13 protein-coding genes, 1 tRNA gene and 1 pseudogene are annotated in these 16,010 nt (G+C 51.4%); 9 read left to right on the forward strand and 6 right to left on the reverse strand.

The window, feature by feature from the left end; all coding sequences use genetic code 11:
- From DW082_RS13495 to DW082_RS13510, 4 genes are all read left to right on the forward strand, one after another.
- Positions 1-907, forward strand: a 907-nt coding sequence (locus tag DW082_RS13495) for a DUF3575 domain-containing protein (RefSeq protein WP_147387060.1), incomplete at its 5' end; no start/stop codon positions are given.
- Complete coding sequence (locus tag DW082_RS13500) at positions 904-1,914, forward strand: DUF5119 domain-containing protein (protein ID WP_118459053.1); 1,011 nt, start codon at positions 904-906, stop codon at positions 1,912-1,914. The genes DW082_RS13495 and DW082_RS13500, both read left to right, overlap by 4 nt.
- Positions 1,915-1,945: 31 nt before the next feature.
- On the forward strand, positions 1,946-3,685 hold the full coding sequence (locus DW082_RS13505) for a leucine-rich repeat protein (protein ID WP_118459055.1): 1,740 nt from the start codon (positions 1,946-1,948) through the stop codon (positions 3,683-3,685).
- Positions 3,682-4,005, forward strand: a complete 324-nt coding sequence (locus DW082_RS13510) for a hypothetical protein (RefSeq protein WP_118459057.1) — start codon at positions 3,682-3,684, stop codon at positions 4,003-4,005. Before DW082_RS13505 ends, DW082_RS13510 begins: the two co-directional genes overlap by 4 nt.
- Before the next feature lie 293 nt (positions 4,006-4,298).
- On the opposite strand, the gene DW082_RS13520 is transcribed toward DW082_RS13510, so the two are convergent.
- Positions 4,299-4,369: transfer RNA gene (locus tag DW082_RS13520), tRNA-Cys, on the reverse strand.
- A 515-nt stretch (positions 4,370-4,884) separates the two neighbouring features.
- Here DW082_RS13520 and DW082_RS13525 point away from each other — a divergent pair.
- The 3 genes and pseudogenes from DW082_RS13525 to DW082_RS14625 all read left to right on the forward strand — a co-directional run bounded on the left by DW082_RS13525 (position 4,885) and on the right by DW082_RS14625 (position 6,568).
- Positions 4,885-5,555, forward strand: a pseudogene (locus DW082_RS13525) (recombinase family protein).
- A 133-nt stretch (positions 5,556-5,688) separates the two neighbouring features.
- On the forward strand, positions 5,689-6,408 hold the full coding sequence (locus DW082_RS13530) for a hypothetical protein (RefSeq protein ID WP_182424180.1): 720 nt from the start codon (positions 5,689-5,691) through the stop codon (positions 6,406-6,408).
- Entirely contained in the window at positions 6,392-6,568 is a 177-nt protein-coding gene (locus DW082_RS14625; protein ID WP_182424181.1) for a hypothetical protein, read from the forward strand. Before DW082_RS13530 ends, DW082_RS14625 begins: the two co-directional genes overlap by 17 nt.
- Before the next feature lie 267 nt (positions 6,569-6,835).
- Here DW082_RS14625 and DW082_RS14630 read toward each other — a convergent pair whose 3' ends face one another.
- The 5 genes from DW082_RS14630 to dnaA all read right to left on the reverse strand — a co-directional run bounded on the left by DW082_RS14630 (position 6,836) and on the right by dnaA (position 13,217).
- Positions 6,836-7,285 (reverse strand): DUF2867 domain-containing protein, encoded by a 450-nt coding sequence (locus tag DW082_RS14630; RefSeq protein WP_101570768.1) that lies wholly within the window; start codon positions 7,283-7,285, stop codon positions 6,836-6,838.
- Between the two features lie 492 nt (positions 7,286-7,777).
- On the reverse strand, positions 7,778-10,006 hold the full coding sequence (locus DW082_RS13540; protein WP_101570771.1) for a bifunctional (p)ppGpp synthetase/guanosine-3',5'-bis(diphosphate) 3'-pyrophosphohydrolase: 2,229 nt from the start codon (positions 10,004-10,006) through the stop codon (positions 7,778-7,780).
- A gap of 128 nt (positions 10,007-10,134) precedes the next feature.
- Complete coding sequence (gene recA, locus DW082_RS13545; protein ID WP_055203983.1) at positions 10,135-11,151, reverse strand: recombinase RecA; 1,017 nt, start codon at positions 11,149-11,151, stop codon at positions 10,135-10,137.
- A 40-nt stretch (positions 11,152-11,191) separates the two neighbouring features.
- Positions 11,192-11,653, reverse strand: coding sequence for a thioredoxin-dependent thiol peroxidase (gene bcp, locus DW082_RS13550; RefSeq protein WP_055204532.1), 462 nt, complete (start codon positions 11,651-11,653; stop codon positions 11,192-11,194).
- Positions 11,654-11,801: 148 nt separating this feature from the next.
- Positions 11,802-13,217: a chromosomal replication initiator protein DnaA gene (gene dnaA / locus DW082_RS13555; RefSeq protein ID WP_055204531.1), complete on the reverse strand. Its 1,416-nt coding sequence runs from the start codon at positions 13,215-13,217 to the stop codon at positions 11,802-11,804.
- Between the two features lie 219 nt (positions 13,218-13,436).
- On the opposite strand from dnaA, the gene DW082_RS13560 reads away from it, so the two are divergent.
- Both DW082_RS13560 and DW082_RS13565 read left to right on the forward strand, forming a co-directional pair.
- Positions 13,437-15,176 carry a phospho-sugar mutase gene (locus tag DW082_RS13560; RefSeq protein WP_055203981.1) on the forward strand — a complete coding sequence of 580 codons (1,740 nt, stop codon included), beginning with the start codon at positions 13,437-13,439 and terminating at the stop codon, positions 15,174-15,176.
- Between the two features lie 22 nt (positions 15,177-15,198).
- Complete coding sequence (locus tag DW082_RS13565) at positions 15,199-15,585, forward strand: HIT family protein (RefSeq protein ID WP_055203979.1); 387 nt, start codon at positions 15,199-15,201, stop codon at positions 15,583-15,585.
- Positions 15,586-16,010 lie beyond the last annotated feature (425 nt).

A 16,010-nucleotide genomic window follows, 5' to 3' on the forward strand; every position in this document is an offset into this window, starting at 1 on the left:
CGGCATGCCGTACCGCGACGAAGTGCTCGACGTGCTGGACAACACGCCCGTCTGGATCTTCGACGAAAGGAACCGGGTCGTGGGCGGCCGTAAACAACGGCTGATGGACTTGCGCGGCGGCGAGCCTTACCGCTATATGTTGCGGGAGTTCTTCCCCGACCTGCGAAGCAGTGTCGTCGTGACGCTTTATGTTCATTCAGAGAAAGAAACTGCCGACAGAAAAAGTGTACTGGCCGATTCCCTTCGGATTATGCCGGAGACACCGGACACTACGAGAAATGCGGCCCGCTTACAGCCGGAAGAAATTACCGGTTCTGTAAGTCCGCCTGCCGTCAGCGGGAATATTCCGCCGTCTTCCGGCGGACATGAAGACCGGGCCGACGTTCCATTTCACCGCTTAGCACTCAAGACCAATTTACTTTACGATGCCGCTCTGATGCCCTCGTTGGAGATCGAATACCTGATAAACGAACGTTGGACAGTCAATCTCGAAGGGGAAGTCGCCTGGTGGTCGAAGAAAAACAAACATAAATATTACCAGATCGCCACGATCAGTCCCGAAGGGCGTTATTGGTTCAAGACCCGAAAGCCGTGGCACGGGCATTACGTCGGACTTTTCGTCGGGGGAAGCTGGTATGATTTGGAAAACGGGAAACGGGGATACAAAGGCGAACTGTTCATGACCGGACTGAGTTACGGCTATATGTTCCCGGTCAGCCGCAACATCTCTTTCGAGGTGGGAATCGGCGTGGGCTTTTTACATACCTCTTATGAAGAATACTTGCCCATTGACGGTCATTATGTCTACCAGCGAACCAGTCGTACCGATTATTTCGGCCCCGTAAAACTCAAATTCGCGCTGGTATGGCGGCTTTGGAACCAGAATCGGAAAGGAGGCGTGCGATGAACAGGAAACAGGTGATTAAGATTGCAGGAATATGCTGTGCCGTGCTCTTGTCTGGTTGCCGAAAAGACTTGTGCTACGACCATGACAGTCATGGATTGAGCGTACGGGTAAACGTCCGACCTGCGTGGGAATGCGTTTGGGAGCGGGATTACGGCAAGGGGTGGCAGGAAGACTGGCCGGAGGAGTTCGGCTGCGAGTACGAACGTTTTCGCCCCGATCCGGCCACCGGCATTGCGGCGTTCGTATATCACGAGGACAATTCACGTACGGAACAGCACATCTCTGCCGAAGGCGGAGAACTCCCGATGACCGAAGGGACTAAAAGCATCCTTTTGCATAACGACGATACGCGGTATATCGTGTTCAGCGATCTGGATTCATGGGCCACGGCCTCGGCAACTACGCGGACCCGCACACGTTCCACATACAGCCAGGAGCACGGGGGCGAGCTGACCGTTAATGCCCCCGACATCCTGTACGGGGCGTGGATCGACTCCTACGAAGCAGTTCGCACCTCGGAGCCTGTCGAATTTCCCGTTACTTTACGTCCGTTGGTCTATACCTATCTGATCCGTTGCGAATTCGACAGCGGACTGGAGTACGTGGCACTGGCACGGGGCGCATTGTCCGGTATGGCGGGATCGGTTTACCTGCAGGACGGACGCACCGGTGATGAACCGGTTACCGTCCTGTACGACTACGACCTGACGGCGTTCGGGACGGAAGCGGCCGTTACCTCGTTCGGCGTACCGGGATTTCCGGGGGATCATTACGTACAGCGTTCCGAGCGGCGTTACGGACTCAATCTGGAAGTGAGGTTGCACAACGGGAAGATCAAGACGTTCGAATTCGATGTTACTGACCAGTTAGCACAACAGCCCCGTGGAGGGGTGATTACGGTGAGCGGACTCGAAGTTTCGGAGCAAGAGGCGGGCGGCGGTGCAGGTTTCGATGTGGAGGTCGAAGGCTGGGGAGAATTCGAAGATATAGAGCTGCCATTGGACTGAATGGGAATACACTTTTTTTAATATTAACATCATGAAAAAGAATCTGTTTTTACTCGCTGCGGTGGCTGTCGTCATGGCCGGATGCAGCAAAACGGAAACGGTCGAGATGCCGGATTCCGCTGTGATCGGTTTCGGGAGCGCCTATATAGGCAATCCGACCCAAACGAAAGCCGTGAGTACGCTCACGACTGCCAATATCGATGCCTTCTATGTCTATGGAGGCCATGACAACAGCCTGACCAACACCTTCGATGGGACGAAAGTCACTAAATCCGGGAGTACATGGAGCTATTCGCCCGTACGCTACTGGACTGCCGGGGAAAGCTACAACTTCGTGGCATACGCCCCCGAAATACCCGCCGGCAAGGGAACGGTCAGTGCAGATGAAATCAACGGACGCCTGACCTTCACCGATTACGTTTCCGGTCCGGACAATCAACTCGATTTGATCTATGCGGACGGGGTATCCGTTATGGCACAACAGGAGAACAACGGGCCTGTGTCGTTCAATTTCCAACACCTGCTGTCGATGATTAAGTTTACTTTCAAGAGCGGTTTTCCGGTCGATGTGCCGGTAACCGTTTCCGGTCTGAAAGTTTACGGAATGGCGGCGCAGGGAACGTACGACAACGGATGGACACCAGACGGAGCCCAAGCAGTCGCAGAAGATACTCCGTTCAACGAAATGGTAACGACAACGGCCGAAAATAAGGCGGATGCATCGCAGGCTACGCAAGCTGCCAGTGCCAATTTCGTGGTCATTCCCCAATCCGGCGGAACAGTGACCGTTTCGTTTACGGCTGCTGTTTCTTTGGAAGCAGGCAATGTAAAGACTAAAGAGTTTACCACGACGCTTGTACCCGCGTGGGATGCGGGCAACTGCTATAACTACGTGGCGACTATCTCGGAGCAGAACATGGAAGTACAGTCGATTACCTACGGCGATCCGAATGTTACGGAATGGGTGGAGCAGGAAATCGAATCGGGTATCGGAACGATGGTCGTAGTCAATACGGCAGGTAATCTTGCTACATTGCTGGCCAATGCCAATCCCGGCCAGATAACAGGCCTGAGAATTAACGGCGGCTTGAATGAGGCCGACTTCCAATACATCCGCGAGAACCTTACCGCACTGGAAGTTCTCGACCTCGCTGGAAGCGACATAACCGAACTGCCTACGCGTGCATTGGCTTTTTATGAAAGTATGGGACTTAGCGATAATACGACGCTGAAAGAAGTGATCTTGCCCGAAGGTCTGAAAACTATCGGTAATTCGGCTTTTGCAATGTGTACGGCTCTGGAAAAAGTGAATATTCCATCCACCGTCACGACACTCGGACGCTGGATGTTGGAAGGCGCAGCCGTAAAATCCGTAACTATTCCCGTCGGTGTGACCGAAATTCCGGCGAGCTGCTTCTATGGAAGTGCCATTACCTCAATGGTTGTTCCGAGTACCGTTACCTCATTTGCAACCCTATATGAAGAAGACTATGGTGATTGTAGTTGGGCGTTTGTCGGTTGTATGCAGATGCAATCGCTTGTCATAGAGGGTCCCGTGACTACGATTCCAAATGATTTCTGCTGGTCGGGCAAGTATGATGACACCGATGTTGTCGTGCCGACCAATTTAACGTCACTGACATTGCCGGACGAGGTTGAGACAATAGGTGCGGGTGCATTCAACGGATGTCCGATAACAGAGCTTAAATTACCGACCAATCTGAAGTCTATAGGTGACGAGCTTTCGCCGACTGTAAAATTACGGAATTGACCCTGCCTGAAGGGTTTACCACACTGAAAGGCGGAGCATTCAGAAATGCACCCCTCAAAAAACTCGACCTGCCTTCGACAATTGGAGATCTTAATACGGGCAGTCATGTAAAGCTATTTAATGGGGCTGATTTGGAAACGGTTATTTGTCGTAAAAATACACCGCCGGCATTGTCTCAGTTGTACAGCCCATTTTGCGATGTGGAACACTTTACATTCGTGAATGAGAATTGCATACTGAAAGTACCTGCCGAATCAGTAAATGCGTACAAAAGTTCGGATTGGGCTAAGTATTTCAAGAACATAGAGGCAATTAACTAAATTTTACCTCTACTTCTGAATAAGGACCGGGACACACTTATATAGTGCGTCCCGGTTTATTTGATACAATTTAATCATCTTTTTATTTTTGACGAATTGACGAATTTCAAAATATCCGGAGCCGGATTGTAAATGTTCCCGGCCGTTGTTATACCTTTTTCGATGATTGTTAAATGATATTATCTCGGAAGTTATCCTACCTGTTTTTAACGCCATTAAACATCATGCCGTACAAATGCCGTACAAATCCAAAGAAAAACCGCCTTACAGTGCACTGTAAGGCGGTTTTATAGAGGTCTGAAGCGGATTCGAACCGCTGTAGCAGCTTTTGCAGAGCTGTGCCTAGCCACTCGGCCATCAGACCTTTTCGGGAGTGCAAATATACGATAATATTTCATACGCCCAAAATTTTACAGGACTAAATCTCCCATTTTCATACGGATATTCCTTTAAGGTGTGCTGCTTTTGTTCGGAAACGGATAAAAACGTACCGCGAAATATAAAATCGATCTCGGCACCTTTCGCAACGAAGCGTGGCGGACATTCGGCCGATATGAACTTTTTCGCCGTCCAACACAGGGAGAACACAACTGGAGATCAGCCGGTAATTGTACTGTTTCTCTTCTCTGCCCGATTTACTTTGTGACGGCATGTTTCAATAAACGATTCCTGCATCCATCGCTTACCACCTGATGTAATCATTTCATTATTTATTTTGGACTTTTTGTGTTTCAGGGAGTAGTAAAGCGTGATTTAGATCCGGTCTCTGTTATTCAATACGTTTCTCGGTATGCCGGGAAACGGTGAAAATTCAGCAAGTACAACCATAATCATACCTTGTGCGCCTGGGCGACGTTGCCCAGAAAAATCAAACGAAATATGATAATAGGTTATTTACGGGTAAGCACCGGGAAACAGAATCCGGGCAACCAGCAGGACGAGATCCGGCGTTTCGCCGAGAGTCGGAATTGGATCGTAGACAACTGGGTTACGGAAGTGGCCAGTGGCAGCAAACGGGAACAGGACCGCAAACTTGGGACTTTGCTCCGTAAGATGAAACGGGGTGATACGCTGATCGTAACGGAAATCTCGCGCCTGAGCCGGACGCTCACGGATGTGATGGCGATCATGGGCAGGTGCCTGCAAAAGGAGATCAATCTTTACACGACCAAAGAGGGTTACACATTCGACAACAGCATTAACAGTAAAGTGCTTTGTTTTGCATTCGGATTGGTCGCCGAAATCGAACGCAACCTGATCTCGATGCGCACCAGAGAGGCGCTGGCCCTACGCAAAGCCGAAGGCGTGGTGCTTGGCCGCAGAAAGGGCAGTTATACGAAGTTCAACTGCTGACCGAGAATCGGCAGCACGTTATCCGGATGTTGCATCAGGACAAATCCGTCACCGACATATGCAAACGTTTCGATCTCTCGCGGGACACCTTCGATAAATTCCGCCGGAGCTACCCATCGGTACAGCAAGCTCTCCGGGAGAAAGAAATGCGACGGGTACGGCGTTTCCGCAGCAATCGCTTACAAACGCTTACCTGAGCGTGGTATTTCAAGAGCCCGAAGATACAACTTCGGGCTTAATTCTTGGTTTACAACAGCAAACTTACGGAAATTAGAAACGATTTCCAAATAAATATTGCAAATATATATCACACAACAAATTGCCAAAAGTATGTTTCATTGCTTTTTAGGTTTACACCTCCTTTTATTCATATACCACGAGATAACCAACTTCCTGACGGCTGAAAAGGGCCTAACTCTGACCGGGGAGGGTACGATAGACAATACTTCGGAGGACAACAGCGACCTGGGTAACGGCTACCAGAAATCGCTGATCCATGTCATGGGCGGAGAGTGCGTTATCGACGGCGTTACCCTGATTAACGACCCCGAATACCATTGGCATGGAAACTCATCAACGGGGCATCCTTACAATAGTGCGGCAATCGCTTATTGGAATGATGCGAATGTAACCATAAAGAACGCCAGGATCATTTCGGGCGAGTTCACCGTCTGCGGTATGGGACGCGACGTCGCCAGCGGAGAGATCACCCTTGTTGACAGTTATTTCGAATCTACTTCCTCAAATAAGGATAACGGTACGCACTGGGCTTACGCAATGCGTCTGTTCGGCTCGAAAGTAAGAATCGACGGTTGCGAGGTCAAAGGCATTCAGGGCGGCATCTCCATTGAAAGTTGTCAGGATGCGGTCATCAGCAGTGGCAAGTATTACACGGTAAATACGCCGGGGCAGATAGATGCCTTTTATGCGTTATATATAACCAACGGCGCGAAAGTCACGATTACGGGCGGAGAGTTTTCCGCAGCCAATGACCGGTCCGGGGGGGTTGCAGATCGAGGGAACGAGCGCTGTCGTGTCGGGCGACAATGACGTTGATCTGCCGACCGGAAGCGTAATTCTCAAAGGCGGTAAATTCAGCGGCAAAGCTTATAACCATACAACCTCGGTCGTTTACGAACCGGCCACGGGTTACAAGTGGCAGACGATCGAAGGCGGTGGCGATTTGAAATGGGAAGTTGTCGCCGAATAAGGCAGGGGGTCAAGTTGGAGTGACCCAAACCCGATAAAACACCGATTACCCGATAGGGGTTAAACTATGTACACAAACAAAACAAAAGCGACTGTTATGTCGCTTTTGTTTTTTACGCCCTTAAATTTTGCGAAAACGAGTTGTCAAAACGATATTCAACTTTCGTTTCAATTGATTGCACCTTCGTGCATCACGCCCCGTTAGACGGCTACCGCACATAGCGCTCCTTTATCGAAAAAGAGTAATCCTGTCCGGGAGACGCTGCCGTCAGCCGACCGATGAAGCGATCCGGCGCAGCATACGGCGGATGATGATCCGATGAAACGGCCGGATCAGTGCGAAATAGATCCGGCCGAGCCGGTTATGGTATTGCACCGCCGTGGAAATACTGATTCGCCGCACCCCGTCGGGACGGGGGAGCACGCTGAGCGAGACCGTAAAGATCAAATGTTTATCGTCATTGGACAGTACCGCTTCCCGCTCCGATTCTTCGACGATCGCTTTCCGGAAAACACGGGATTCTCCCGTCTTCAAACCGAAAGGCGCAACGAGCGCATTACGGATTTTCATCAGCCCGTTCACCCAGCGCGGAGTATCGGAGAAAACGGATTCCAACAGTTTCCCGGGACGCAATTCCGCATCGGAGTTTACGTCGAGACTGTAAGAGTCCGAATAATCGGCCCGGATCGGTTCGGCGGAATCCGCATCGGAATACATGCTGAAAAAATTTAAAAACGCGGTTTGAGAATTTCGGAATACAGCACGGCCATTTTCGGATCGAAACCGCCCGGAAACGCCCTTTCGGAAGAAGCCGGTTCCGGCTCCGTAGCAAGCTGCGGAGTAGGGAAGTCCCTCGATCCGCGGTAGACATCGGCTCCGGCGCGTTATCTCCGACCATGTCGTCGTACGAAAAGACCGTACGGTTCTCGAACGCTTCGATCGCCTCGTCGTCGTAAGACAGCATCTCCGTCGGCAGCGCGTCCGCATCCGGAACAGTCCGCTGCACCGGACGCGAATCGGCCGCAGATTCCGTATCGGCTCCGCCCCCTTTTTTAAGTTCGCGCATCAGGTCGTCCCACGGAGAATCGGACGGAGCGGTATCCGCCTGCTCCTCGCTTTCGGAAACCGGTTGTTTTTTCTTTTTCGCAGCGGAAATTATTGCGAAGACAGTAATCAGAAGTACCGGAAGCAACTCTTTCAGATCCATAGCTATTCGATTTTATTTTCCACCCGGTTTACCTGCTCGACCCCCTTGATCCGGATCACCTTGTCGATAATCATCTTCAGATCCTTGATATTTTTCACATAGAGGCTGATCCGCCCTTCGAAGATACCGTCGTGGCTCTGGATATGCAACTCCCGGATGTTCGTGTTCAGCTCGCCGGTAATCACCTGCGACAGTTCCATCAGGATCCCGATCCGATCGATTCCGCGCAACTCGAGGATCGACAGGTAGGACATCGCCTTGTGGCTCGACCAGGTGACCGGCGTCAGACGATTGCCGTGCTGGGCAGCCAGTTTAATCAGTTCGTTGCAGTTTTTCTTGTGAACGTCGATCTTGTGCGTATCGGGATTGCTGTAACCGACAACTTCGTCGCCCGGAATCGGATTGCAACACGGGGCGATCTCGAACTCCGGATCGTCCGCATCCTCCGGCGATGCGCCGTCAATTACCTTTTTCCCTTTTTTCTTATCGTCGCCTCCGAGGAACTTGAATGGATTCGGTATCTGCAACGTCCAGAATTTCAAAATCTTATTGGCAGGATTGTCGCGCAGGATCTTTTCGATCCCGTCCAGTTTCAGGATGCCGGCCCCCAACTTGCTGTAAAACTCGTCCTTCGTAGCGCAGTCGTAAGCAGGCAGCACTTTCCGGAACACGCGGGCGCTCGGCACGATGCCGAACTCCTTGAGCTTTCCTTCGAACAGCACGATCCCGTTAGCGATGTTATTGAGATTCTCCTTTTTCAGGAAAACCATGATCGACTGCTTGGCCTTGGTCGTAATCACATGATCGAGCCATTCGGCCTTCGGCTTCACATTTTTCGACGTGATGATCTCGATCTGGTCGCCGCTGCTGATCGGTGCGAAAATCGATTCGATCTTCCGGTTGATCTTGGCGCCCATCGCGCTGTTGCCGATCTTCGTATGAATCTCATAAGCGAAATCGAGCGCCGTAGCGCCCTGAGGCAATGTCCGCGAATCGCCTTTCGGCGTAAACACGACGATCTCGTAGGTATAAAGGCTCAGTTTGAAATTGTCGAGGAATTCGACGGCATTGTCCGTCGGGCTGTTCAGCGCTTCGCGCACCTGCTTCATCCAACGGTCGAATTCGCCTTCCTCCTTCGACAACTCGCCCGATTTGTACTTCCAATGCGCGGCGAATCCCCGCTCGGCAATCTCTTCCATCCGCTGCGAACGAATCTGCACCTCGACCCACACGCCGTCGGGACCCATCACCGTGGAGTGCAGGGCCTCGTAACCGTTCGCTTTCGGAATGTTCACCCAGTCGCGGATCCGATCCGGTTTCGGCTTGTAAATATCGGTTACCAACGAGTAGATGTGCCAGCACTGCGACTTTTCGGGAATCAGCGGCGAAGGCCGGAACACGATGCGAATCGCGAAGAGATCATAGATCTCTTCGAAAGCGATATGCTTGCGCTGCATTTTGGCCCAGATCGAATAGATCGACTTGACGCGCCCCGATATTTCGAAGTCGATATCGTTGCCCTTGAGCTTCTCGATAATCGGCTGACTGAATTTTTCGATAAATTTCGACCGGTCGGCTTCGGTTTCCTGGATCTTGGCTTCGATCTGCCGGTAATCTTCCGGGAAACGGTATTTCAACGACAGATCCTCCAGTTCGCTTTTGATCGCGAACAACCCCAGGCGGTAAGCCAACGGAGCGAACAGATAGATCGTTTCGCTGGTGATTTTCATCTGCTTATGCGGAGGCATCGATTCCAGCGTACGCATGTTGTGCAGCCGGTCGGCGATCTTGATCAGGATCACCCGGACGTCGTCGGAAAGCGTCAGCAGCATTTTGCGGAAATTTTCCGCCTGCTCCGAAGCGCTGGTTTTGAAAACGCCCGACATTTTGGTCAGTCCGTCCACCATCAGCGCGATTTTGGGTCCGAAACGGCTTTCGATATCCTCCACCGTATAGTCGGTATCCTCGACGACATCGTGCAACAGGGCCGCGATCACCGACTTGACACCGAGGCCGATTTCATCCACGACGATCCGGGCCACCGCCAGCGGGTGCACGATGTAAGGCTCCCCGGAACGGCGGCGCACTCCCTCGTGAGCCTCCTTCGCCAAGAAAAAGGCCCGTTTGATCAGATCCCTGTCATATTCATTTTTACAGATTTTGGCACAACTCCGCATCAGTTTGTCAAACTGCTCGCCAATCATGCGTTCATCTTCCTGCGAATAACCCATCAATCTCCCGTTTTACATACGCCGACATCAATCCCTTGCCCGCCGAGGACAAGACAAAACATGTTTTCGGGTACGCCCCGGACGGAATCAGGCTGTGTCTCCCGCCGGCCGTACCGCACCCGCGCCCGCTAACCGGCGGCGGCAAGCGCTTCGCGCACTTTGGCCTCCACCTCGGCCGCAAACTCAGGATCGGCCTTGAACGCCTCCTTGACGGCATCGCGCCCTTGTCCGATCTTCCTGTCGCCGTAAGAAAACCACGAGCCGCTCTTCTTGATAATTCCCTGATCCACTCCCAGGTCGATGATCTCGCCGATCTTCGAAATTCCTTCGCCGTACATGATATCGAATTCCGCTTTGCGGAACGGGGGAGCCAGTTTGTTTTTCACGATCTTGACACGCGCCCGCGCGCCCATCTGTTCTTCTCCGTCTTTGATCACCGAAGCCTTGCGGATATCGACCCGGACGCTGGCGTAAAATTTCAGCGCATTACCGCCCGTCGTAGTCTCCGGATTCCCGTAAACCACGCCGATCTTATCGCGAAGTTGGTTGATGAAAATACAAACGGTTCCCGTCTTGCTGATATTGGCCGTCAGTTTACGCAAAGCCTGCGACATCAGTCGCGCCTGCAACCCCATTTTCGATTCGCCCATCTCGCCTTCGATTTCGGCCTTCGGCGTCAGCGCGGCGACCGAGTCGATCACCACGATATCGATGGCGCTCGAACGGATCAGGTGGTCGGCGATCTCCAGCGCCTGCTCCCCGTTGTCGGGCTGCGAAATCAGCAGGTCGTCGATATCCACGCCGAGCTTCTGCGCATACGTGCTGTCGAAAGCATGTTCCGCGTCGATAAATGCGGCGATTCCGCCCGCTTTCTGGGCCTCGGCGATCGCGTGGATAGCCAGCGTGGTTTTACCCGACGATTCGGGGCCGAAAATCTCGATAATACGTCCTTTCGGATACCCGCCGATCCCGAGCGCATGGTCGATCGTTACCGACCCGGACGGGATGACCGGGACTTTGTCGACCGCCCGGTCGCTCATTTTCATGATGGCGCCTTTCCCGAAATCCTTCTCGATCTTATCCATCACGGCGCTCAATACCTTGAGCTTCTCAGGATTCACCTGAGGCTTCTCCTTTTCTGCCATATTTTTTCGTTTAGTAGTCTTGTTTCAAATTTTTCCGGTTTTACTGGTAAGCTTCGACGATCTGTTCGAAGTGATCCTTCGTCCGCACTTTATCGAAAATCTTCTCGATCACGCCCTGTTCGTCGATCACGAACGTCGTCCGCAGAATCCCCATGAACGTCCTTCCCATAAACTTCTTCTCGCCCCACACGCCGTAGGCTTCCGCGATTTTTTTGTCCGTATCGGCCAACAGCGTAAAATTCAACCCCTGCTTTGCGATAAAGCCCTGGTGCGACTTTTCGCTGTCGGGACTCACGCCGACCACTTCGAAGCCCATTCGCCGCAGCGTATCCCGTCCGTCGCGCAGGCTGCACGCTTCGGCCGTACAACCCGGCGTATTGTCCTTCGGATAAAAATAAAGGATCAACTTGCGGCCGCGGTAATCGGCCAGCGTTTTCATATTGCCGTCCTGGTCGACCGCTTCGAAAGCCGGAGCGGGATCTCCCGTTTTCAGTTTTGCCATTTTCTTTCGCATTTAAAAATTCCGGTGCCTATTGTTCGTAAAGATACACATTTCCGGGAAAGTCAAAAAGTTTTTCCGGTCAAATATAACGCCAGAAAAACTTTTCACCGCGTCGCCCGCTACGGAGCGCACCTTTTTCCGAAAAGCGCTACGACCGCGCAAGCACCTTCTTTTCGATCTCCTCCACCTGGTGGCAGAACACCTTGTCCGTCTCCATCAGATTCGAAATCGCCTTGCAGGCGTGCAACACCGTCGCATGGTTCTTGCCGCCGATCGCCGCGCCGATGGTCGTCAGCGGAGCCTTCGTGTGCTGCTTGCTCAGGTACATCGCTATCTGGCGCGCTTGCGCGATCTCGCGCGTCCGTTTCGGAGAATTAAACACCTCCGCACTGAGTCCCATGTATTCGCAAACGACCTTGCGAATATGCTCGATCGTGATTTCCCGCTGATTGAACTGCACGTATACTTTCAGAATTTCGCGGGCCAGCGTGATCGAAATCTTCTTGCCCAGGAACGAGGCATTGGCCACGAGCGACGAAAGCGCCCCTTCGATCTCCCGGACATTGGCGTTGATATTCTCGGCCAAGAACTCGACCACCTCCTGCGGCACCTCCGCATTCAACTTCACGGCCTTGTTACGAATGATCTTCACCTTGGTTTCGTAATCGGGCTGCAACAGTTGCGTGGAAAGCCCCCATTTGAAGCGGGTGATCAGCCGCTGTTCGATATCTTTCAGCTCGACGGGCGGTTTATCGGAAGTCAGGATCAACTGCTTGTTCGACAGGTGCAGGTGGTTGAAAATATTGAAAAAAGCGTTCTGCGTCTTATCCTTCCCGGCCAGTTCCTGAATATCGTCGATAATCAGGACGTCGAGCATCTGATAGAAATGAATGAAGTCGTTCAGTTCCCCCTTCAGCGCGGCGTTCTGGAACTGCGCCTGGAATTTGTTCATCGACACGTACAACACCTGCATCTGCGGCTTGCGCTGCTTGATTTCCATGCCGATCGCCTGCGCGATATGCGTTTTTCCCAACCCCGAATCTCCGTAAATATATAAGGGATTGAAAGGCGTATTGCCCGGATTCACGGCCAGCGACAGCCCGGCCGAACGGCAAAGTCGGTTGCATTCGCCCTCCACGAACGTATCGAACGTATAGTTCGGATTCAACTGCGGGTCGATTACGATCCGGCGAATCCCCGGAATAACGAAAGGATTCTTTATATTTGTCGTATCGGACTGCGTGACGAACGTATTGATGGCCGTCATGTCGGCATCCGTCACTACGGTAGGAGCGCTCTGTTCGGTACGCGGCACGGCATAACGCAGCTTGGTCTTCAAGCCAAACATCTGGTGAATGATCGGACGCAAAAGCGGAATAAAGTGTTTTTCGATATGGTACACATAACTTTCATTAGGCACCTTCAGTTTCAAGGTCACCCCGTCAAAATCAAGCGGCACGATCGGCTTGAACCATTTGGCGAACTCCTCGTCGGAGGTATGCTCGCGGATACGGGTCAAACAACTTTGCCACACATCACCGTATGTCTGGTTATTAACTATCATCATCCTGTCTGTTTCGGAAGACAAAATTGTAAATAAATTCATTAAAAAAAATTTTCTTCTCTATTGTTTGTTGTGCAAATATTTATATAGAAAAATAAGGGTTCCCGCAGAGTCAAAACTTAACCGTTTGATATAGAATATTCAAAAAAATATCCGTATCTTTGTTTATAACTTTTTTCAACCGAAACAAGCATTCGTATAAATAAAACAAATAAGATTATGAGTGGAAATTTGGATTTAATCGTTAAGGAGAGAGCCGAAAAATGGCTCTCCGGAAACTACGACGAAGACACGAAAAAGCAAGTCAAATATCTTATGGATAACAACTTGGGCGAGCTGACCGAGAGCTTCTACAAAGACCTCGAATTCGGCACGGGCGGCCTGCGCGGCATCATGGGGGTAGGCACCAACCGGATGAACGTCTACACGGTCGGCATGGCTACGCAAGGCCTTGCGAACTACCTGAAAAAAGCCTTTCCGGGTAAGCAGATCAAGGTCGCTATCGGGCACGACAGCCGCAACAACAGCCGGCTGTTTTCGGAACGCGTCGCCGACATCTTCGCAGCGAACGGATTCAAGGTTTACCTGTTCGACTCGCTCCGTCCGACGCCCGAGCTGAGCTTCGCCATCCGCAAGCTGGAATGCGACAGCGGCGTGGTCATCACCGCCTCGCACAACCCGAAAGAGTATAACGGCTACAAAGCGTACTGGAACGACGGCGCTCAGGTAGTGGCTCCGCACGACAAAAACATCATCGCGGAGGTGCAAAAGATCACGTCTCCGGATCAGGTGCTCACCAACGGACACAAAGACAACATCGTCATTCTCGACGAAACCTTCGACGCGATCTACCTCGACGCCGTTCATTCGCTGTCGCTGTCGCCCGAAGCCATCGCCGCCCATCACGACCTGAAAATCGTCTACACGCCGATACACGGAACCGGAGTCATCCTCGTCCCCGAATCGCTCCGCAAATTCGGCTTTACGAACGTCGTCACGGTAAAAGAACAGAATATCCCGGACGGCAACTTTCCGACCGTAGCGTCCCCGAACCCGGAAGAACGCGCGACCATGAAAATGGCGATCGACCTGGCCGCCCGGCAACAGGCGGAGATCGTCCTGGCCACCGACCCCGACGCCGACCGCATCGGGATGGCCCTGCGCGACCGCGACGGATCGTACATCTTGCTGAACGGCAACCAGACATGCGCCCTGCTCGTATATTATATCGTAAGAAGGTGGAGCGAACTGGGAAAACTTCACGGCCGGGAGTACATCGTCAAAACGATCGTTACGACGGAACTGGTCGCCCGAATCGCCGAATCGTTCGGCGTGAAACATTTCGAATGCCTGACCGGCTTCAAGTATATCGCCACGGTCATCCGCAACCTCGAAGGGAAAATGCAGTACGTCTGCGGCGGAGAAGAGAGCTTCGGATTTCTCGCCGAAGATTTCGTCCGCGACAAGGACGCCGTCAGCGCCTGTTCGCTGGCCGCAGAGGCCGCAGCCTGGGCCAAGAGCCAAGGAATGACGCTGTATGACCTACTGAAGGAAATCTACGTAAAATACGGCTTCTTCGACGAAGCGCTCGTCTCGATCGTCCGCCAGGGCAAAGAGGGACAGGAGGAAATCGCCCGAATGATGACCCAGTACCGGAACAATCCGCCGCAAAGCCTCGGAGGATCGCCCGTAATCACCGTGAAGGATTATCTGACCGGAGAATCGCTCGACGTAAAGAGCGGCCGCAAAACGCCCATCGATATGGAAAAATCGAACGTATTGCAGTTCATCACAGCGGATTCGACCATCGTATCGATCCGTCCGTCGGGCACCGAGCCGAAAATCAAATTCTATTTCGGCGTCCGGGGAGAATTGTGCTGCGAAGATAAATTCGAAGAAACGCGCCAAACGATGGAACGTAAGATCGAATCGATCAAACAGGAGATGAAACTGATTTAAACCGAACCAAAAACCGTAAAAAATGGCTTCCGTATTCACACGTATCGTAAAAGGGGAGATCCCGTGCTACAAGGTAGCCGAGGACGACAGATATTTTGCATTTCTGGATATCAATCCGCTTGCAAAGGGTCACACGCTGGTCATCCCGAAAGAGGAGACCGACAATATTTTCGACTTGGACGACCGGACGCTGGCGGACATGATGGTTTTCGCCAAACGGATCGCGCGTAAAATACAGGCTAATATAGCTTGTAAAAAAGTCGCCGTCGTCGTTCTCGGGCTCGAAGTTCCGCATGCCCATATCCACCTGATACCGATTAACAGCGAAAAAGACGTCGATTTTCATCGGGAAAAACTCCAACTCACCCCGGAGGAATTCCAACGAATAGCAAAGACAATCAGCTTATAATAAAACACTTAAATTCAAAAAACGGAGCCTGAAGAGGTTCCGTTTTTTATTTAACATAATTAAACAGGAAATCTCTCCATATAAGAATCCAATCGAAGTCCCGGCAGGGTAGGGATTATTCTTGTAAAAAAATAGGATAAAACCGCCCTGGTATTTCCACTTTTGTAAAATTAACACTTGTAAATACCGGGCGTTTAATCACAAATGTAACCAAACCCCCGATGCAACTCGATTTTGTCAACTATAAATACATCTGTAAAATATGAAATAAAGATCAAATATCAAACACGATAAATTCATGTAAAAATATTTATATTATATATACAAATACATAAAAATCAGTACTGTAAATCTTATTACATAAACTTAATAATGATATAATCAATCGAAACATGATTTAACCGTCATACAAAAGGCTTATTACA

Origin of the sequence: Alistipes sp. AF48-12, assembly GCF_003477565.1 — a bacterium.
GTDB lineage: Bacteria > Bacteroidota > Bacteroidia > Bacteroidales > Rikenellaceae > Alistipes_A > Alistipes_A hominis.